The organism is Leeuwenhoekiella marinoflava DSM 3653 (assembly GCF_900129005.1).
Lineage (GTDB): Bacteria > Bacteroidota > Bacteroidia > Flavobacteriales > Flavobacteriaceae > Leeuwenhoekiella > Leeuwenhoekiella marinoflava.
The window spans coordinates 134,365-155,166 of record NZ_FQUN01000013.1 but is presented as its reverse complement, the minus strand read 5'-3'; the positions used below and the strand labels follow the sequence as shown (position 1 = coordinate 155,166).

Genomic DNA, 20,802 nt, shown 5'->3' with positions numbered 1-20,802 from the left:
ATGTAATCTAAAACTTTAGCGTGTCCGGTAAAAATTTAGCAGCCAAATTCTCGTAATAGGGACGCAATTCTTTTACGTTTGGCGGGGTTGGAGCCTTGGAATAGAGATCGTAGGGATTGAATTTTTCAACCCATTTAAACATCTCGTGATCATGAGGACTCATTAGGTGATCATAAGCCCGTTCGCGGTGTTGCGAATAAAACGAGTGATAACGTATCATATATAAAGCAGGCTCAGGAAGATAGTCTTTCATAATGTGATAGAGGTACTCATCGTGACCCCAAGACATATGCACATTTTCCAGTCCGCAATTGGGCTCGTACACGCCATATTTGGTGTTTAGACGCTCGTTGGAGTAATCTGGATTTTGTTTGAAAAACTCCGTATATACAATCTTGTCTGAATACGCACATCCAACCGGGAAGGTATCACCTACCACTGCCCATTGCGGTTCGCCAAAAAGACAAAGCACTTTGCCCAAATCGTGCAGAAAACCAGTAAGTACAAACCAATCTGGGTGCCCGTCTGCACGTATTGCTTCAGAAGTTTGCAGTAAGTGTTGCGTTTGATCCAGGTCAATATCCGGGTCAGAATCGTCAACGAGCGTATTTAAAAATTCTACAGCATCCCAAAGCGACATCTCGCGCCGGTTGAACTTGAGGTAATCGTTTTTCTTTTCAAGTACAAAATCATAGGTTTGGTTGATATGATTAATGCGGTAAAATTCTTTTACCGTGTCACGAGCAGGAGCTTCATAATTACGAAAGTCCTCTTTGGCTTTTGCAGCCGGCTCAGGATAGCGACGTACAACGTCATCTTCCCATTCGTCCAGACTTTGTAGCGGTTGTATGTTTTGGTTTGTATTTTTCATAAGTCATAGCGTTTTAAGACCCGAGGGAAACCATCAGGTAAAGTAATCCAATAATGAGTATAACAATGAGACAGGCCAGAAGGAAGCCGTTACGGTCTTTTTTATTCCAGGTATAAATTTCCCAATTGCTGTTTGGGAATAAGAGTGTTTCAGTAATGGGTTGATTTTTCAGCGAACTGTTATCGGTTGCGCGGGTGCGCATCTTTTGATAGAACAAGCGTAAATGTTCTTCAGAATCGGGTTTTGTGGTCAAAGCGATAAGAATCAGCACCAGAAACGGAAACAACAGGCGTATGCCCAGCCTTATGGTTTCGTTTAAAGCATACGGATTTTTAGAAAGATCCCATCCCAGACGGTCCAGCAGGTACAATTCGAGATACATATAACCGCGGCCGTAGGAGGTTCCGTCTTTAGCACTAGAAACACTTTTAGACCAAAAAATAGCCTGACGGGGCATAGCATAATCAACAGCATAGCGATCACCCAGACTAAGTTGTTTCGGTTTTTTGATCTGCTCTTTTTCGCTTTTCGGAAGCTCTTCCCATTTTGCGATATCGTGTTTGCGGTTTTCCAAATCAACCTCCTTCACTTCATAATTTCGCGTTACAATGCGGGAGTCGGTAAGTTTGGTAAGATTTTCATCAGTACGCATCGCTGGAAAAACCGTAGGCAAAATCATCGGAATCATGTAAAACAGCATAAAAGTGAGCAAAATCGAACTCCATGCTGCAATTCGGTTTGCACGTCGCCATTTTAAGCCCAGCCAGAAGGCTGCTACAAAGACTACAAAAAACTCCCAGATAAACTTTAAAATCTGTAAAATCGTATCAAACTGGGTGGTAATGATTGCCGCCCCAATAAGGAAAATAGCTCCCGAGATACGTGCTGCCCAGATGTAATGTTTGGCAGACCTATCTGGAAAGAAGTATTTGTAAAAATTGTTGACCACCAAACCGGATACGGTAATCATCAGGCAGTCTGCCGTAGACATTAAAGCCGCCATTAAACTGGCCAGCATCAGACCAACAAGACCCAATCCCAGAGGAGCCAGCAATTGTGTGGTGGCGTGACCCCAAACAAAATCGGAGTTCATGATTTTACCTCCATAAAGCAATATGGCGCAAAGCCCCACCATTCCCCATAAAATGGTCACAATACGTTTCATAAACGTACCGGTCACAAAGCCGGTACGCGCAGCATCCTCATTCTTTGCAGCACCTGCGGTTACCAGTTGATTCGGCTGTGCGACTACCGTCATTCCCGATACTAAAGCAGCCATAACTATAAAATACCAAGTAAAGTCTATGGTCGCAGGTGAACCAAAAATCTCAAAAGTACTTTCGGGTAGTTGCTCGTGCAGATGCGAAAGGGCCTGCATCATACCGCTGCCGCCAAATTGCTCGTTAATCGCTGACCAGGCGAAGGGTATAAGAATAATTGAAAGCAGAATGATAAAAATACCCTGAAGTAAATCGGTATAAAAAGCAGCTTCAAGTCCTCCTAATGCTGTGTAAAACAGAACGATAAAGCAGATGGTCCAGATAAGCATGTCTTCAGAAAAATAACTGAATAATGCCCGCGGATTTTCCTGTCTTAGTTCGGTTAATTCCTGTTTCTCGGCCTGCGAGAGGTAGGTAAAGTTTTCATTAGACAGTTCAAATAAGCGATCTGCTTTCTCTTTTTCGATCTTTTCAGTCGCAGTCAGTGCGGTTTCGGATTTTCCAGTCATTGCTAAAGCTGTTGTGGTAACCGCTTTATAACCTACCGAAAGTAAGCCCATCATCCCTATGGTTCCTACTAAGGCGTAGGTGACGGCCATTTTTCGCGAAGCGTAACGCTCCTCATAAAAATCGCCCATTGTAGTGATCTGCAGCCTTCGCAGCCAGGGCGCCGTAATCCAAAACAGAGGAGTGGCAAAAAGCATCAAAAGTGAACTCCAGATCCCGCTTGCGCCATTTTTAAATGTGGTGGTTGCGACACCTGCAGGTCCATCTGCAGAGGTGGCCTGGCCAAAACTGGCAAAGGTTGAAAATAGTTTTCCAAACTTTCTGCCACCTAAAAAGTAATCTTCTTCCTTCTTGATCTTTAGGCTAGATCGTATACCGATATATACAATGACGCCAAAGTATAGCGCCAATACTACAATATCCAGATATGATAAGCCTAAAACCATAATCAGTTTGCGATTTTTTCGAGTTGAGTGTTTCCTTTCTTAACGATGCTTTCGAGATGATCAAAAGCCGCAGCTCCATTAAAATTATCGAGAACCAAAGAGGTTATGTTTTCGGCATAAAGCGCGTTACCGTAATAGTCTGGTCTTTGAGTTCCCCAGTTTACGGTGGTATTTGAAATGTACACGTTTTGGGCATTTATCATATAAAAACCTGCGGTCTGCTCGCCAATAAAATCAGCATTTTTACAAGGTCTGCAGTCGTAATAACCTCCGGGATATTCGGTAGTTTTTGAAATCTCGAGGTCAATATCGTTAAAGCGGATATTATCCAGAAGACCTGGTGATGCTGCACCCAAGAAAATACCGTTTTCGCTCTTGCACCTAATGTTGGCAAAGGTGATGTTTGAAACCTTGCCAATACCGGCTTCAGCAGCTCCCGGCTTCAACCTCCAGCCTGCATCTTTATGATTGTGTGAGGCGCGTGGATAAGCGGTGATGTAAATAGGCTCAGCCATTCCCCACCATACGTCAGAAAACTGTTTGCATTCTACCATAATATTCGAGAAAATAATGTCTGAAACCGTGCCTTCATCGCGGTTTTGAATACCAATACCCCGGCAACTTCCCGTGATGATGCAGTTATTAAAAGTAACGTGGCTGATGGCGTCCATATTTTCGGAGCCAATTTTGATAGCGCACGAAGTACTAATCAGGGTACAGTTTGAAATGACGATATTCCTGCAAGGACCTAACTCTTCATATTCCCTCCGATTTTTTAAGCAAATGCAGTCGTCACCCGATTCGATATGGCAATTGCTGATGCGTACGTTTTGGCAATGATCAAGATCAATACCGTCGCTGTTCCGCACTTTAAGATCGTTATAGATCGAAATATTTGCGATAGAAACATCGTAGCAACCTATAAAATGTAGGGCCCAGTAGGCAGCATTACTTACCGTAATGCCATGTATCTTTACATTTTTACACGATACCAGTGTGAGTATGTGCGGTCTGGGATCTATAGTTTCAAAAGGTTTGAGCTCATACGAATCGTGCAGTTCATCACCCATGAAGAAGATGCCATTGCCGTCTAGTTTACCCCCGCCCGTAATAGCAATCTGGCTGAGATTTTCTCCACCTATCCAGATTGTGCCTTCACCCAGATTTTGTCTGAAAGCACTTTTTGTGTAAGTACTTTCGTCAGGGAAGGCTTTCAGTACAGCGCCTTGTTCTAAGTGTAATTCAATATTTGATTTAAGGTCAAAGGGGCCTGACAAAAAAGGGGTACCGGCAGGAATAATTACTTTTCCGCCACCCAGATCGGAGCAATGATCAATTGCTTTCTGAATGGAAACCGAATTATTCGTAAAATCATCATTTACGGCACCAAAATCGTGTATATTCGTAATGTTCATTAATTTTATATGTAGGACATATTTTAAATAGCAATATATTTAAAATATGTGTTAAAATTACTTTTTTGAATGTCTTAATTTTCAGTTGATTTACCAGAAATTTGCAATTAACCATCAATTCATTATGTCTTCCAAAATTAAACCCATCAAATCTGTTTCACTTGTTGAGCAGGTAGAACAGCGCATTCTCGAATTTTTAAAAGAGAACCGCTTTAAATCTGGAGACTCTTTACCGGGTGAAATTGAACTTGCAGAAAACCTGGGTGTTAGCCGAAACATCGTGCGCGAGTCGCTTAGCCGCCTGCGAATGCTGGGCGTTGTCGAGTCTAAAAAGCGTAAGGGGATGTTTATTGCAGAGCCTGATATTTTAAGCGGAATTGAGCGCATTATGGATCCTGACCTTCTTGGGGAAGAAGCCATGCAACACATATTTGAGTTGCGACTGGTGCTTGAAGTCGGTATGAGTGAATTGCTGTTCATTAGAAAAAAAGATTCTGATGTAAATAGTTTACAAGAAATAGTAGACCGGGAAGCTAATGATCCGCTTTGTAAAACGGAGCTTCAGACCCGTTTGGCTTATGAGATTGAGTTTCATTCCTATCTCTATAAAATGTCAGGTAACGGAACTTTAAACCGTTTTCAATCTATGCTTTTACCCGTTTTTCATTATATGATGCAACAGGAATCTAAGTCTGCCGCTGAACCTGTAAGGGGTACTGTCTCACATAATGATCTGGTAGAAACCTTGCGTAACGGGACTGCTTATGAGTTTAGAGAGCACATGCGCAATCATCTTACACCACATTTTAGTAAACTGAGCTGATTTTTTAAACTGAATTTAAAAAAATCCGTTAATCTTAAGGCCAGGTCGAGATTAACGGATTTTCGGGTTTTAATAATCGGGGTTTTGGCTAATTGTCTTACCGGAAGCATCAATCTCAGCCTGTGGTATAGGTCTTAGATGATGTTTTTCGGCTATTGCACTGTTAAGTGCTGCGTGTGGGTTGTATTCTAAAACGCGCGATAACAGAGTACCGGTACGTTTCAGATCCATCCAGCGGTTTATTTCTCCTATGAGTTCGCGGGCACGTTCATCCAATATGAGCGCAAGATCTACATCTCCTGCAGTAAGCGGCGTAGTGATCCCGGCACGTGAGCGCACGGCGTTAAGGTAATTAGCTGCTGCGCCTGCATTGTTGTTCTGCAAAGCGGCTTCTGCTGCAATTAGATAAGCTTCAGCCCCGCGCATCATTATCATATCACGATCACCTAAAGCACGCTCATTGGCGTATACAAACGGAGCACCCGGGTCTTCAAACTTCTTAAACATAGGCCAGTGCACATTGGTAACCCCGTCGTTAACCAAGTACTGGTCAGGATTAATTACTGCATAAGGCTTGCTGTCTATACGTTCCTGGCTCCATGCTGTTTTAGGAAAATAAATAGCAGTGTCTCCCACTTCAAGTCCTTCTTCAGCCACATCAGCATACATAACATATCGTAATGTTTCTTCATTACGGGTGTCTTCGTCCTCAAACATATTGAAGAAGTATGGAGTAGGCATTCTGCCGATACCATTTTGATACAGTGTTCCACGAGCTAGTCCGGGATAGTTGAAGTATTCAAATTTGTAAAGTAAATGTTTGGTGTTACCCCAGCCGACACTTGAACTCTCGCTTCCAAAAAGGAATGAAAAAATCACCTCGTCATTGCGCTGGTTTTCCATATCAACCACATCTGCAAACGTAGGTTCAAGCGGGTGATTTGCAATTACAGTTTCTGCTAAAGAAATTGCACCGGTGTAATCATCAGATGCCGCAAAAGACTTGTAACCACGGGTTAGCAATACTTTAGACAGTAAGTGGCGTGCGGCATCTTTAGATACGCGGCCAAATTCTTCCGGATTTTCATCAACGGCATTTATGGCATCGTTGAGGTCGCTTACGATTAGCTCATAAACTTCATGCTCTTCGGCACGGGTAAAATCAGATTGTGCTGTGGTTATAGGTTCGGTAACAACCGGAACACCTCCAAAGTTTTCAACGAGATTGAAGTACGACCAGGCTCTAAAAAATTTGGCTTCGCCTACTCCTCTGGTTTTTAAGTTTTCTTCTACATCATCAATTAAATCAGCGTTTGCAAGCAGCGTATTTGCAGCAGCGATCTGCTTATATTGATTAGCCCAATACACTTGCATCACATAGTTTGATGCGTTCATATCCACATAATCGTTTATTGCATCAACACCGGTAAGAGGGGAGGCTCGGGTTACTATATCAGTACCTAGATCTTCCAGTACATAAAGCATATCTGGTGCATAACGGGTGGTGTTGTCACGTGTTATTTCGTAGATATAATTAACGAGTTGTAGAAAGCTTTCTTCGTTTTCTCTTGAAGAAGGAATACTTATAGCCTGTCTGTTTGTTTCCTCAAGAAAATCATCGCAACTCGTTACCAGCGTACTGGTAAGCAGTAGTGCGAGAGCTGAGGTATAAATTGATTTTTTCATAATACTAGTTAATTTTTTTAGAAAGTAAAGTTTATACCGGCCATATACGTACGTGCCATAAATGAGGCGCCATAGGTATTTCTACCGGCGTTTTCAGGATCCCAACCATCATAGTCACTAAATGTAAACGGGTTCTGAACTGTAGTGTAGAGGCGTAGTTTTTTAATACCCAATTTTTGAATGGTCTCTTGAGGAAGGGAATAACCCAGGGTCATAAAACCAACTTTTACGAAAGACACATCCATATTTTTGATAGCTCCCTGATACGGTCCACCGTTACCAGGCTGAAACCAGTTATTGGTAGGGTTATCAGGTGTCCAGTAGTTGGTGTCATATCCATTCCACAAGCGGGCGGGTTCACCATCGTATGAGAATGCTCGGGCATTGTGAAAATTACTGGAGATCGTTACGCCTTGACTCGTATATACAAAGAATGAGAAATCAAAGTTTTTATAATTCATCGTGCTGGTAAAGCCACCGGTCCATTTAGGGAGGGGATTTCCTAAAACTACCCGATCACCTTGTTCAGTAATTTGTCCGTCACCATTGACGTCAACTACACGTACCTGCCCGGGTTTCTGACCGTAAGATGCAGCTTCTGCAGCCTCATCCAGTTGCCAGATTCCGTCATTCTTAAAGCCATAAAGTGATCCAGTTGGTTCTCCTACACGGTGAATAAAAGTTCCACCCTGTGCTCCAAAAATGATTTCATCACTATTACCATATAGATTTACGATCTCATTACGATTGCTGGCAAAATTGAGGTTGGTACTCCAGGTAAAATCTTCATTGTCTATAATTTTGGCATTAAGGCCTACTTCGATACCGCGGTTACGGGATTCTCCAATGTTGTCAAAGGTTCCTCCAAAACCGGTTACTGTGGGCAATGGTCTAAAGAAGATGATGTCTTTAATATTACGGTTGTAAACATCTACACTACCAGTTAGCCTGTTGTTTAGAAAACCAAAATCAACACCCAGGTTTACTTCTGAAGTGCGTTCCCAACTCAATTCCTGATTCGCAAGACCGTTAACATAAAGTGTGGGGACACTGGCATCGCCAATATTGGTATAACTGGACTCTAGTAACGAAAGGGTTCCCAGCGGGTTTAATCCTCCACCTATACCGTTGTTACCAGTTTGCCCGTAGCTTAAACGTAACTTAAGATCTGAAAATACCTTTTGGTTACGCATGAAATCTTCGCGTATCACGCGATAAGCAAATGATGCTGAGGGAAAAAATGCCCATTTGTTATCATCAGATAATACTGATGCACCATCGTATCTACCGGTAAGGGTAAGAATATAACGGTCCATTAAATTATAATTTAAACGAGCGGTATAAGATTCTAAAGTCTGTCTGCTAAACCCGCTTCCATATGAGTTCACATTTGAACCGGCTCCCAGGTTATAAAATAAGAAATTGTCTGATGTGAAGTTTCTTACTTGAATCCCATAAGATTCATTGTCCTGTAAAAATCTTGAATATACAAGTGTCGCTGACAAGCTGTTATCATTATCGATATCTAAGCTATAATCAACAATGTTATCCCAGGTGTACGAGTAGTCCAGAAAGTTGTTTACCTCTGCACGCGTATTACTCTGGTTACCAATTGCACTTTTGGTGTACAAACCGCGGTATTCGCCCACACGAGTGTATTTTACATTAGGAGCAAATTTTGTGGTAATGCTTAAGCCTTCAACCGGTTTTACACTAAGTGAAATATTACCTATAAAATTGATGTATTTATTCTCTAATTTCCAGTTTTGGGTATCAAAAATAGGATTGCTAAGCTGGGTTTCCTTTTGAGTTGGTAAGAAAAGTAAATCCCCGTTGTCATCATAGGGTCTTCCTATAGGCTTTAAACGGTATGCACTTCTAAAAGCTTCTAAACTACCTTCGTTTGTTTTAGCTAAGGTGATGTAGTTATCATAGCCAAAAGTTAACCAATCTGTAAGATCACTTTGAATATTTCCTTTTAAAGTATAGCGATTGAAATCCTCACCGTAAACTGTTCCCTGATCTTGTGTGTAGCCCAATCCGGCAGCATAAACTGTGTTTTCATTCCCTCCACTTATGTCTAGTGTATGGTTTTGTTGAAATCCGTTACGCGTAATGAGGTCTACCCAATCTGTACTTACACCGTTTGCAATGTTTTGAAGTTCTTCTTCACTAAGATAATCTTCAATATTAACAGCTGCTGCAGAGTACTGGCCATAGTTGCCATCATTATTAGAAGCAAACTGGTTGCCTACTACTACATCTCTAAGGAAGGGAACATAGCTCTTACCATTAAAAACAGGTGGCAGGTTATAGATTTCTTTAAAACCTACATAGTTGTTGTAACGCACAGTCATTTTTCCTTCTTTTCCTTTTTTCGTCTGAATGATTACTACCCCATTTGTACCTCGTGAACCATAAATCGCAGCAGATGCTGCATCTTTAAGCACGTCCATACGCTCGATGTCAGCGGGGTTAAGGAAAGAGATATCATCAACAAAAATTCCATCTACTACAAATAAGGGGTTTTGACCCGGGCTGTATCCGCCATTTCCGGAACCTGTATTGATAGTATTAGCACCTCTTACACGAATATTAAAGCCTCCTCCGCCGGGTTTGTTATCTGTACGTTGTACAGTAACACCAGCTACCTGGCCCTGTATAGAAGAAACCGCGTCTACCTTATTGGTTTTTTCAAGCGTTTCTGAGCTAACGGTAGATACTGATCCGGTTAGATTAGAGCGCTTTACTTTACCGTAGCCAATAATCGCAACCTCTTCAAGCGATTGTACATCGGTTTCCATATTAACGGTTAGCGAAGTTTGATCGCCTACAGGTACTTCCTGCTTCATATAACCTACATAACTGAACACCAAAACGGCGCCCGGTTCAACCTGTAATTGAAATGAACCGTCTAAATCTGTAATGGTACCGGTGCTGGTACCTTTAATGCTAACGCTCACTCCGGGTAAAGTCTCTCCAGAATCTGTGTCATAAACCACTCCCGAAATCGTTTTCTGCTCATAGATGTAAAATACTTCTACAAGGTTTGGAGCAGCCATAACCTTGGTTGTGCCCAGCAATGCCAGCGCCAGTAACGTGACCTGTTTAAGCATCCTGAGTTGTAAAAATGTTCTCATAAATGTTGTTTTAGATGTTATTGATCTTTGTTTAAATGTTGTTATGTACTACATATCAATATTATAAAAAAAATTAACTGTAAAGTGATATAGTTAAAAATTTAACATTTAATTTTTTCACTATATGCTCATTATTGTATTAAAAAAGTGAATATTAACTAATATGGATGGTTTTTTTATTTTTTATTCTGAGTTTTATAGAAGAGTTGCTTTTAAAAACTATTTCCCATTTCCTAACTAATATAGGGTTGTACTCCTTTTCTATAAAAGAAAGAATGTAACAAAGCGCTCAAAAACGAATGAGTATAGAGGGTTAGGAAGAATTACTTTCAATCGTAAAACTTACTACAAAATGATTGAGTTGAGTTGTTTAGAACGGTATTACTAAAACTAGTGTAAAGCTTTTACCGATCCGGATTTTAAATCAATTAAAAAGTGATCTGAAGGTTCTCCATTTCTAAATTTTTTCAATATTTTAAAAAACAGACTGAGTTGCATTTCTAATTTAGAAGCAGGTACGTTTAATTGTTTTAGCAAAAAGGTATCTGTCAGATAGGAATACGCCTGAAGTCTCTTCCTGCCAATTTCTTTAAAGGCCAATTGGTCTCCTCCCCGAATTTTGTAAAAATCACAAATTAGATCCATCCCATTAAAATTTTTAAACTGGTTTAGGTTCAGATTTATTTTTTTGAGGCTTTTATTCACTTTTTCCAGTTCCGTTTGTCTAAAATCTAAATCAGCCTGCAGGCGATGCAAATATTCTTCGGTATCAGCTGCGGCATTATTTGCTAAAAGCACGAGTGTTGTTCCTGATAATTCAGGTAGGTATTTTCGCAATGTTTCCGGAAAATCATTTGGTATAAAACGCAACCGAACGAGTTCTTTTAGGTGAAAGGCTGTAAAATCCTTATAATTTTTAGTTTCGAGAATAGTTGAATCCCAAAGCGCCTGTTCCGAAGATTTTTGCATACGATTCCATTCAGTTTTGTAAAGTGAGAATAGTTGATTATAGTGCTTTACTTGATTGAGAACGACAGTTTCTACTTCTATTGATGACTCCTGTATTGTTAATATTTTGTATCCCGGTAAGTATGCCGCCAGAGAAGGGGCTTGAATATTTATTAAGGTATTATCTTCAGCTGTAGTTCGAATTCCGGTATCATTAATGTGCATATGGCCCGCAACATGAATTTTGAGTCCGGCATTAGCAAATAGCTGTGCAACTTTTTCGTTAGGGACTCTGTTTAATTGAAATTTTTCTTCACCCATTAAAGCCTCAATTTCAGCAGAAGCATCATCATTAAAATCAATCATTGGGAAATGACTGAAAGCAATTAGTGTTTTTCCTCTCTTATTAGCCTCTTCTACTATTTTTTTTACCCATTCAACTAAGTGTGGTTTGTGTATTAAAACATTATTATAGCCTATACTTGAACCGGTATAACTACCGTTTTTTTGAGGTACAAAAGTATCTCCATCTACTGCTAATAACCACACATTTTTTGAAACTTCAACAACATAACTCATGTCATACATTTGTTGTTTTGGTGTGATTTTATATACGCGTTTCTCTAAAGAAGATGCTTTTAGAGCCTTTTTGTAGCTGTAGTTTTCTGAAGTATAATCAGAAAAAGGTGTTGCCCAATATGCATACTTGGGTTGTGCTGTAAAACCAAAGTTACTTAAGTTTTTAGTAATTCCTGAGTATCCCAATTTTGCCAAATCAGAACTAACAACAACAGGTAGTTCATTTGATTTAGATTTATAGATATATGGAGTACTAAATATAGGCTGAGTTTTTCCTTCCTTACCTAAAAAGTCTGATTTTCCGGATTCTTGTTTAAAAGGTGATGCAGGATCATGATTACCTGTGGTTATAAAAAACTGGAGATCATATTTTTTAGAGTATTTATTTAAAATATTTTGCAAGCCTCTTATATGTAGTGGTTGACCGTCATCAGAATAGTCTCCTGGTAGTGCTACTATATGAATATCTCTTGAGACTATGTCTTCTAAAGCGCTAATAAAAGCAAAATAATTTTCATTAAAAATACGGGTAGAATGTAGTTGAGCTTCCATAGATCTCATCAACACAGTTTTATCTGTAGAAGGAATTAGAATGCCTTTGTATTCAGAATCACTGAGCTCACCAAATAAGTCCTGTAAATGTACGTCAGCTAGAAAGGCAATTTTTGTTTTGCTTTTTTGAGCATTAGTATGGTAGGTTGTTAACTGAAATAAAATTAGTAAGGACAGTAAAATTTTCATAAAATATGAGTGTGACACAAAGTTTCTGCGATAATAATTAATTTACCTATAGAAACTCATCAGGTTATGGTTAAAATATCATCTGTTTATTTTATCCAATAGTTTTATTTGAGAATGTTCTGAGAGGTTTTGGGAAATAACCTAAAAAAATCAAGCCTTATAAAAATTATGTTTACGAGGCTTTTTAAGAGGGAAAGGAACTATCTGAATTCTTATTTTCATAGCGTTTTCAGAGCTTGAAAACGTCAACGATTTTTATATGCACCGATTTTGTCTTTTAAAAAACTAAGTTCATTTGTTTTATACTTGTTTAATACCCACTTTCTGTAATGCTTGCTATCACTAACCTGTCAAATATTTTGTATCTAAAAAACCTTCTATTTAAATTATAAACGAACTCATTAAGGTATAAGTATAGATATTTTTTCTTGATTTTATGTTAGGTTCAGGCGAAGTTCCGTTTTGTATTACTAATGGTAATGTGTGCCCATTTAAGTGTTTCTTTGGTAGTTGTCTCATTTGATTTTCAGTTCTATATAGTCTGGGATATCTAGATAGGAAGTACTTTTGCCTTAAAATACTTGCATTGTCTATCTATTTAACTGCTATGGATGTCTTCCAAAACGGTGTTTTCGACCATTAGCATAACATTGGATGTTGTCTTGCTGCCACGACCGACTTTTCTAAGTTTATGAACCATCGTTCAGACCGGCTCATAAGGCTTAAGACCAATTTGTTGCTGGATCTTCTTACTGGAAAATCCCTTTTTAGTAGAGGCTAAAAGAAAAATGATTTTGTACCAGATCATAAACAAGAACTTGGAACTCTCCAAAATAGTACCACTACGAAAAAAATCCTTGTCTCACAAGGCTTACACTGATAACTCTATTTATTTTCAAGCCAATAATGCTGGGTAGATCTGCATCGATTGCATAGTAAACCCTCTTTGTCTTACTGCTCTTTAAAATGTAAGCGACAGCTCTTTTCGTCAATAATAGTTAACCCCAAATGAAAATATCCATTTAAGCTAATTCATTTATCTAAATACAGGAAATCTTCCACTATATAGGAGTATTTATGGATATACAATTATATTTTAAACGTAATACCGTCTTCTACGTTTCGGTCATATTTTTCTTTATCAAACTGGTAGAGGTAGGAACCTTTTCTAGAAGAGGTCATATCTTTTTCTTCAAGTTTTACAAGAATATCCAGAGCATTTATTTTATTAATAAAATTACGCTTGTCTAATTCTTCGTCTAAAATAGACTCATAAAGTTTTTGTAATTGACGCATAGTAAACTTTTCAGGAAGTAACTCAAAACCTATAGGTTTTGAAATAGCTCTACGACGTAATCTTAAGATGGCCTTTTGAACCATCTGGTTGTGGTCAAATATTAGTGAAGGCGCTTCATCTATGCTAAACCATTTTGCAGAATACTGTTCTATAAGTTTCTCGTCGTGATCTTCAATATTAATCAAAGCATAGTAAGCAACCGATAGTGTACGTTCTGCAGGATCTCTATCTATTTTACTGAAATTGTAAAGCTGCTCCATGTAAATCTTATCAAAACCCGTAAGATGATAAAGAATACGATTTGCAGCGTCGTCTAAAGTTTCAGTCATTTTTAAAAACCCACCTATAAGAGACCATTTGCCCTTTTCAGGTTCAAAATCTCGCTTAATTAAAAGAATTTTGAGGTCTTCTTGATCAAATCCAAAAATGATACAATCTACCGCAAGAAGCACTTTGTCTTCGGCATTGTAATTATTAAGCATAATAGTATAATTAGTAAAGAGCTAAAATATAGAATATAGCTAAGGAACTCACCAAAAATAAAATAAATGTTATTGATACAGTCATTAATATCGGTATCGAATTGCGAATTATTGATAAATGAGCTATAAAAATTAAAATTTTCTTAAAATATATTTTTTTAATTCTGAAATGTTTGCATACATTTGGAAATGTAAAATACACACTTATAATTAATGTTTAAATAATTACAACATGAAGCAAAACAAACTATTCGATTGTATTTGCGTTCTTGAAAATGTCTTTAAAAAAGGACTGTTTCTTCTCGCATTTATGTTAGTACCTTTTTTGAGTTCAGAGGCTCAAGAAATTAAAACCATTACCGGAACCGTTGTTTCATCAGATGGTAATATGCCCATTCCTGGTGTAAACGTTCTTGTAAAAGGAACAAATACTGGAGCTGTTACTGATTTTGATGGAAACTTTTCAATTGAAGCTAACGCAAACGATATATTAATCTTTACCTACTTAGGTTTTCAAGAGCAAGAGGTTGTTGTGGGTCCACAAAACATTTTGTCTGTTACTTTAGAAGAGGCAACAGCGGCTTTAGATGAGATCGTCGTTGTAGGTTATGGAACCCAGAAAAAATCTGACTTAACAGGATCTATTGCTATAATAGACGCTAGCGAGGCTCAGAAAGTCTCAAATAGTGATGTTTCTCAGCTGCTTCAAGGCCGTTCAGCTGGTGTGACTGTTACTTCGGGAGGTCAACCAGGAGCTGCGCCTAATGTTAGAATTAGAGGGGTAGCTACTTTTGGAGATAACCAACCTCTGTATATAGTAGATGGGGTGCCAGTAGGTACATCAATTCGTGATTTCAATCCAAATGATATACAGAGTATACAAGTATTAAAAGATGCCTCTGCAGGTGCTATTTATGGTTCTCGAGCGGCAAATGGGGTGGTGATCATCACAACCAAAAAGGGTAAGAAAAGCAGTCCTCTTAAAATTGAATATAGCGGTTATTATGGTATAGATGAGGTTGCTCAAAATATCCCTGTTTTAGGTAGAGAAGATTATCAAATGATTGTAAATGAGAAGCGCACAAATGCAGGTCTTCCATTAATTCTAGGTAACGATCCCAATTCAGATTTATTTGTAGATAATATTAATACAGATTGGCAAGACGTAGGTTTAAAAAGTGGAACTCGTCAGAATCATAATTTTAATTTTTCTGGAGGTGGCGAAAATATAACATACAATGCATCTGTAGATTACTTTAAGAATGAAGGCGTGTTTGTGGGTAATGGTCCGTCTTATGAGCGCTATTCTGGTAGAATAAATACAGTAATGGAAAAAGGAATTTTTAAAATTTCTCCATCTATATATTACTCACATTCATTTGAAAATTCGCTTACATTTAGAGGAGATATCTTGTCAGGAGGAAGACCACCTTTAATAAATGACTTGATAATATCCATACCTACTTTAGGAGTTTTTGATGAGAATAATGAAGGAGGATACGCAGGAACCAGTTCTCAAATTCATCAAGCTATAGTTCTGAACGTTCCAGGTATTAATAGTTTGTTTACAAATACAGTAGAAGTAGATAGAACTTTTGCGATAATTAATCCAGAAGTAAAGCTTATTGATACAGATAATCATAAGCTTACCTATAAGCTAAATATGAGTTATGATAAAACTGTTGCTCGTGATTTTTCTTTTGTTCCAGAATTTGAAATGGGATATTTTTTCAATTCAGGGAGGTCATTATTAGATGATAATTCGCGTCAATATACAGTGAGTCTTATAGAAAATACTTTAAACTATAATGGTACATTTGGTAAACACACATTTGATGTTCTTCTAGGTCAGACATATCAAAAAAACTCAGCTATTATTCGTACTGCTCATTCAGAAAATCTTCCGAAACCTTATTATCCTATATTGGCAAATGGTAATAATCAGACTGTAGGAGGTAATGAAGTTTACAGTTCCCTAGCATCATTATTCGGAAGGTTAAACTACAATTTTGATGATCGTTATTTAATTACTGCGACTGTACGTAGAGATGGTTCTTCTCGTTTTGCTCCTGCAAATAAGTATGGGACATTTCCTTCTTTAGCGCTGGGTTGGAGAGTTTCCAATGAAGATTTCTTTGATAGAGCTAAAGATGTTGTTAGTAATTTTAAACTTAGAGCAAGTTACGGTCAGTTAGGTAATCAGAACATTGGTGATTATTTGTATCAGCCAACAATTAACCGTAATATTCCATATAATTTTGGAGGAAATAAAGTGACTGGTGGTCTTCAAACCAGTATTGTTTCTGAAGATATAAAGTGGGAGACCACAACATCTTTGAACATAGGAGCTGATTTAAGTTTTTTTAAGGGAGCATTAGATTTTACTGCAGAATATTATAATAAGGAAACAACAGATGTCCTTGTAGGAGTGCCTATCCCGGCTTCTGTAGGCTCTATAAATACAGCTCCTGTAGTTAATGCAGGTAGTCTTAGAAATTCTGGTTTTGATTTTGAAGTGACATATCATTCAGACCCTACGCGAGCTTTTACTTTTGATGTTTCAGCAAATGCAAGTACAGTTAAAAACAAGGTGTTGGCTCTAGGTGGAAACAATGAGCCTATATACGGAGTGGGTTCTAAAACTCAAGTAGGTAGTGAGATAGGACAACATTTTGGTTATGTTTATGAAGGTATTTTTCAATCTCAAGATGAGATAGCAGACCACGCATTTCAAAGTGCTCTTACAGCTCCTGGAGATGTGAAATTTCAAGATTTAAATGGAGATGGAGTAATAGGTCAGGAAGATCGTAAATTTTTAGGTAGTGCTATACCTAGTTTGACTTACGGTCTAAACTTTACTGCACAATATAAAAACTTTGATTTTACAGTTTTTGCTTCTGGAGCGGCAGGATATTATATCAATAGTAGCTTGTATAGAAGCTTAATGTGGTCTACAGATTATATAAATTCTCATGAAGATATATTAAACAGGTGGACACCAACAAATACTGATACAAATATCCCTAGGGTAGTAGCAAATGATCCTAATGGAAATGCTAGAGACTCTAACAGACCGGGTTGGTTACAAAAGGGAGATTATTTAAGAATCAATACGGTTTCTATAGGATATACTATTCCTGTTCAGAATTTCTCTGATTTCTTTGATTCGACACGTATTTATGGTACGGTTCAAAACCTGCATACTTTTCAAGCTTACAAAGGTTTTAATCCTGATTTTGCTTCAGGAGTATTTGAACCAGGCTTTGATAATGGTACTTATCCAAGACCAAGAACTTTCTTATTAGGAGTTGAATTATCATTTTAAAAATTAAAACACATGAAATTTAAATATTTATATATAGGAATTATTCTTCTGGGATTATCTAGTTGTGATGATGAACTTAATCTTGAAAACCCAAATAGTCAAACTACAGATGCTTTTTGGTTAACACCAGAACAAGCTATAGAAGGTGTGAATGCTACTTATAATAGTTTGTTGATAGATGGCTATTATATGCGTATGACTCCAGCATTAACAGATGGTCGCGGAGATGATTTTACAGGGGATAGTCCTTGGTTAGATTTAATTCAGGTTGCAAATTTTACGATTTTACCAACTTCAGGTCCAGTAAATTGGATGTGGACTGCATATTATCAACAAATATTTAGAGCAAATCAGGTTTTAACCCGTGTCCCAGATATCGATATGGATGAAGGATTAAGACAACGTAGCTTAGGGCAAGCGCACTTTCTGAGAGGATTGGCTTATTTTAACTTGGTGACAAACTTTCAAACAGCTCCATTAGTAACAACTGTGCCAGAAAATGAAGAGGAATATTATCCGGCTTCAGCAAGTGAAGAGGAGTTATGGGCTCAAGTGATTTCAGACTTTAAGATGGCTCAAAGTATGTTGCCTATCACATTTGCTAATGTTTCTGGTTTAGACCAAGGTCAAATAGGAAGAGCAACAAAAGGAGCTGCTACAGGTTTCTTAGGTAAATCATATTTATATACAGAGCAGTGGGGACTTGCTGCTACTGAATTTGAAAAACTGATTTTAGGACCAGAACTAAATATTTATAGTCTTACAGATAATTATCAAGATAATTTTGGGCCATTTACAGAGAATAATTCAGAGTCTTTATTTGAAGTTCAATTTGCAACTCCAGATCAGGTAGGTGGTACAGTTAAAAATTATGGAGGTGAGCCTACATCTGCTTGGATGCAGGTTTCTTCTATAGGACATACATATGCTATGGATGGATATGGATATTCTGATTTTTTACCAACACGGTGGATTTATAATGAATATAAAGAAGAAGAAACTGTTGATGGAGGTATAGATCCTAGACTATTAGTTTCTTTAGCCTCATTGGAACCAGAAGCAAACTCAACGACCGTTTATGATAGCATCCCTTGGCCGCATGCTGAAGATGCAATTTACCCTAGAAAGTACACCCATGATGGTTTCGGATTTGCAACGGAAAGTCAAGGTAGTGTTGAGTTGTCAGATATTAATTACCGTTTAATGCGTTACGCAGACGTACTTTTAATGTATGCTGAAGCTTTAAATGAAACGGGACGTACACAAGATTCATATGATTATATTCAAGAAGTACGTGATCGTGCTAACTTGCCTGATCTTGCAGTAACTAAGCCCGGGATGTCTCAACAAGAAATGCGTGATCAAATCGCTCATGAACGTGCATTAGAATTAGCAATTGAAGGTATACGTATACACGATATCATAAGATGGGGTTGGTTGTATGATTCAGCAAAACTTTCTGAATTACAATCTCATGATGTAGATTTTAACTCGTGGACTGCCGGTAAAGAATATTTACCTATTCCTCAGACAGAATTAGACGTCAATCCAAACTTATTGCCAAATTCAGCAAATTAAATGTTTAAATCAAAAAATATAAGTACACGGATTTTTAATAAAGAATTAGATTCTTTAACAAATCATATTTGTACTTATATTCTTTATAACTAACTATTTTTAAAATAAGAGAATTGGGGAGCTTTTTAAAATGTTCCCCAATCTCATTTTCAATAATAATCTAAACACCAAATAATTTACAGATGACAAACAAACTACAAATTATAGGTGCATTCATAGTGGCATTTTGCTGTGTCTCCATATTGAATGCTCAAGATGCAACAATCAAGGTTAAACCTTCTGAAGATGCCCCCACAATTAGCCGCCATATTTATGGTCATTTTGCAGAACATTTAGGCCGTTCAATTTATGACGGATTCTATGTAGGTGAAGACAGCGATATTCCTAATACAGACGGAGTTCGTAATGATTTGATCGAAGCTTTAAAAGCGCTTAAGATTCCTAATCTTCGCTGGCCGGGAGGCTGCTTTGCAGATACCTATCATTGGAAAGATGGTATAGGTCCACAAGAAGACAGACCTACTATTGTTAATACTTGGTGGGGTGGTGTTACTGAAGATAACAGTTTTGGGACACACAACTTTTTGAACTTATGTGAGGCTTTAGGTACAGAGCCTTACTTGGCAGGAAATGTAGGTAGTGGTACTGTTAAAGAATTGTCTGACTGGGTTCAATATGTGAATCACGACGGTACAAGTCCTATGGCTGATTTGCGTAAAGAGAATGGGCGTGAAAAATCTTGGGGAGTAACCTATTGGGGTGTGGGTAATGAAATGTGGGGCTGCGGTGGAAATATGACGCCCGAATTTTACGCTAATCTATACCGCCAATATGCAACATTTATGGGATCTTGGAACAATGAAGCAGGTTTATACCGAATTGCTTCAGGAGCTAATAGCGCAGATTATAACTGGACAGAAGTGTTGATGAAAAACATTCCAAAAAGCTTGTTAGATGGTGTGGCTTTACACCACTATTCGGTAATTGATTGGAATAAGAAAGGGCCTGATGTTAATTTTACTGAGGATCATTATTTTACTACTATGAAGTCATCGTTGTTTATGGATGAGTTGATCACTAAACACGTTGCAATTATGGATAAATACGACAAGAATAAAGAAGTAGATCTTGTTGTTGACGAGTGGGGCGGATGGTATGAAGTACAAGAAGGTACCAATCCCGGATTTTTGTACCAGCAAAACACCATGCGTGATGCCATGATCGCTGGTACGACATTGAACATTTTTCACAATCACAGTGATCGTGTTAAAATGGCAAACCTTGCCCAGACTGTAAACGTTTTGCAAGCAGTAGCGCTTACAAAAGGGAAACAAATGATTTTGACTCCTACCTATCACATTCTTAAAATGTACACCGTGCATCAGGACGCACAGTTGATACCAATAGAATTAGATACTCCAGATTATGAGTACAACGGTGATAAGTTACCTGCAATATCAGCTTCGGCTTCTAAAGATGCAGAAGGTAATATTCATATTTCTTTAGTGAACATTGATGCACATAAAGAAAACACAGTAAGTATCGATTTGAATGAATTGAAACTGAAAGACTTTAAAGCGACCATTTTAGCTTCAGACAAGTTACAAGACCACAATTCTTTTGATGAGCCAGAAGCCATTCAGCCTTCAATCTTCAAGGATTTCAAATTTAAAAAAGGAACCCTAGAGATTACTTTACCAGCATTTTCAGTTGTGGTATTAGAAGGCAACTAAAACCTTAGCTG

General features: G+C 38.1%; 11 protein-coding genes and 1 pseudogene. 4 read left to right on the top strand and 8 right to left on the bottom strand.

Features of this window, described 5'->3' with window-relative positions; genetic code table 11:
- Positions 1-7: 7 nt before the first annotated feature.
- Genes BUB91_RS13135 through BUB91_RS13125 form a run of 3 tightly spaced genes read right to left on the bottom strand, consistent with a single transcriptional unit; the run spans position 8 to position 4,459 of the window.
- Complete coding sequence (locus BUB91_RS13135; protein ID WP_073099749.1) at positions 8-871, bottom strand: inositol oxygenase family protein; 864 nt, start codon at positions 869-871, stop codon at positions 8-10.
- 13 nt (positions 872-884) lie between these two features.
- Complete coding sequence (locus BUB91_RS13130; RefSeq protein WP_073099748.1) at positions 885-3,044, bottom strand: sodium:solute symporter family transporter; 2,160 nt, start codon at positions 3,042-3,044, stop codon at positions 885-887.
- 2 nt (positions 3,045-3,046) lie between these two features.
- The gene (locus BUB91_RS13125; RefSeq protein WP_073099747.1) at positions 3,047-4,459 is read right to left on the bottom strand and encodes a glycoside hydrolase family 28 protein; all 1,413 of its coding nucleotides are present in this window, start codon (positions 4,457-4,459) and stop codon (positions 3,047-3,049) included.
- Between the two features lie 124 nt (positions 4,460-4,583).
- Here BUB91_RS13125 and BUB91_RS13120 point away from each other — a divergent pair, with 124 nt between their 5' ends.
- Positions 4,584-5,282 carry a FadR/GntR family transcriptional regulator gene (locus tag BUB91_RS13120; RefSeq protein WP_073099757.1) on the top strand — a complete coding sequence of 233 codons (699 nt, stop codon included), beginning with the start codon at positions 4,584-4,586 and terminating at the stop codon, positions 5,280-5,282.
- Positions 5,283-5,351: 69 nt separating this feature from the next.
- Here BUB91_RS13120 and BUB91_RS13115 read toward each other — a convergent pair whose 3' ends face one another.
- The 5 genes and pseudogenes from BUB91_RS13115 to BUB91_RS13095 form a co-directional block, all read right to left on the bottom strand.
- The gene (locus BUB91_RS13115; RefSeq protein ID WP_073099746.1) at positions 5,352-6,968 is read right to left on the bottom strand and encodes a RagB/SusD family nutrient uptake outer membrane protein; all 1,617 of its coding nucleotides are present in this window, start codon (positions 6,966-6,968) and stop codon (positions 5,352-5,354) included.
- Between the two features lie 17 nt (positions 6,969-6,985).
- Positions 6,986-10,108, bottom strand: a complete 3,123-nt coding sequence (locus tag BUB91_RS13110; protein WP_241652611.1) for a SusC/RagA family TonB-linked outer membrane protein — start codon at positions 10,106-10,108, stop codon at positions 6,986-6,988.
- Positions 10,109-10,498: 390 nt separating this feature from the next.
- The gene (locus tag BUB91_RS13105) at positions 10,499-12,376 is read right to left on the bottom strand and encodes a metallophosphoesterase (protein WP_073099745.1); all 1,878 of its coding nucleotides are present in this window, start codon (positions 12,374-12,376) and stop codon (positions 10,499-10,501) included.
- A 310-nt stretch (positions 12,377-12,686) separates the two neighbouring features.
- A pseudogene (locus tag BUB91_RS21645) lies at positions 12,687-13,408 on the bottom strand (transposase).
- Between the two features lie 57 nt (positions 13,409-13,465).
- Positions 13,466-14,155 (bottom strand): NUDIX hydrolase, encoded by a 690-nt coding sequence (locus BUB91_RS13095; protein ID WP_073099744.1) that lies wholly within the window; start codon positions 14,153-14,155, stop codon positions 13,466-13,468.
- A 232-nt stretch (positions 14,156-14,387) separates the two neighbouring features.
- On the opposite strand from BUB91_RS13095, the gene BUB91_RS13090 reads away from it, so the two are divergent.
- From BUB91_RS13090 to BUB91_RS13080, 3 genes are all read left to right on the top strand, one after another.
- On the top strand, positions 14,388-17,480 hold the full coding sequence (locus BUB91_RS13090) for a SusC/RagA family TonB-linked outer membrane protein (protein WP_083557947.1): 3,093 nt from the start codon (positions 14,388-14,390) through the stop codon (positions 17,478-17,480).
- 12 nt (positions 17,481-17,492) lie between these two features.
- A complete protein-coding gene (locus BUB91_RS13085) occupies positions 17,493-19,058 on the top strand; it encodes a RagB/SusD family nutrient uptake outer membrane protein (RefSeq protein WP_073099742.1) in 1,566 nt (521 codons plus the stop codon).
- Between the two features lie 182 nt (positions 19,059-19,240).
- Positions 19,241-20,791, top strand: coding sequence for an alpha-N-arabinofuranosidase (locus BUB91_RS13080; RefSeq protein WP_073099741.1), 1,551 nt, complete (start codon positions 19,241-19,243; stop codon positions 20,789-20,791).
- The last annotated feature ends 11 nt before the right edge of the window (positions 20,792-20,802 follow it).

Bases quoted from the DNA above. Each gene is read 5' to 3' on its own strand.
- BUB91_RS13090 (WP_083557947.1), top strand. From the start codon at position 14,388: ATGAAGCAAAACAAACTATTCGATTGTATTTGCGTTCTTGAAAATGTC.
- BUB91_RS13080 (WP_073099741.1), top strand. From the start codon at position 19,241: ATGACAAACAAACTACAAATTATAGGTGCATTCATAGTGGCATTTTGC.
- BUB91_RS13135 (WP_073099749.1), bottom strand. From the start codon at position 871: ATGAAAAATACAAACCAAAACATACAACCGCTACAAAGTCTGGACGAA.
- BUB91_RS13120 (WP_073099757.1), top strand. From the start codon at position 4,584: ATGTCTTCCAAAATTAAACCCATCAAATCTGTTTCACTTGTTGAGCAG.
- BUB91_RS13110 (WP_241652611.1), bottom strand. From the start codon at position 10,108: ATGAGAACATTTTTACAACTCAGGATGCTTAAACAGGTCACGTTACTG.
- BUB91_RS13115 (WP_073099746.1), bottom strand. From the start codon at position 6,968: ATGAAAAAATCAATTTATACCTCAGCTCTCGCACTACTGCTTACCAGT.
- BUB91_RS13095 (WP_073099744.1), bottom strand. From the start codon at position 14,155: ATGCTTAATAATTACAATGCCGAAGACAAAGTGCTTCTTGCGGTAGAT.
- BUB91_RS13085 (WP_073099742.1), top strand. From the start codon at position 17,493: ATGAAATTTAAATATTTATATATAGGAATTATTCTTCTGGGATTATCT.
- BUB91_RS13105 (WP_073099745.1), bottom strand. From the start codon at position 12,376: ATGAAAATTTTACTGTCCTTACTAATTTTATTTCAGTTAACAACCTAC.
- BUB91_RS13130 (WP_073099748.1), bottom strand. From the start codon at position 3,044: ATGGTTTTAGGCTTATCATATCTGGATATTGTAGTATTGGCGCTATAC.
- BUB91_RS13125 (WP_073099747.1), bottom strand. From the start codon at position 4,459: ATGAACATTACGAATATACACGATTTTGGTGCCGTAAATGATGATTTT.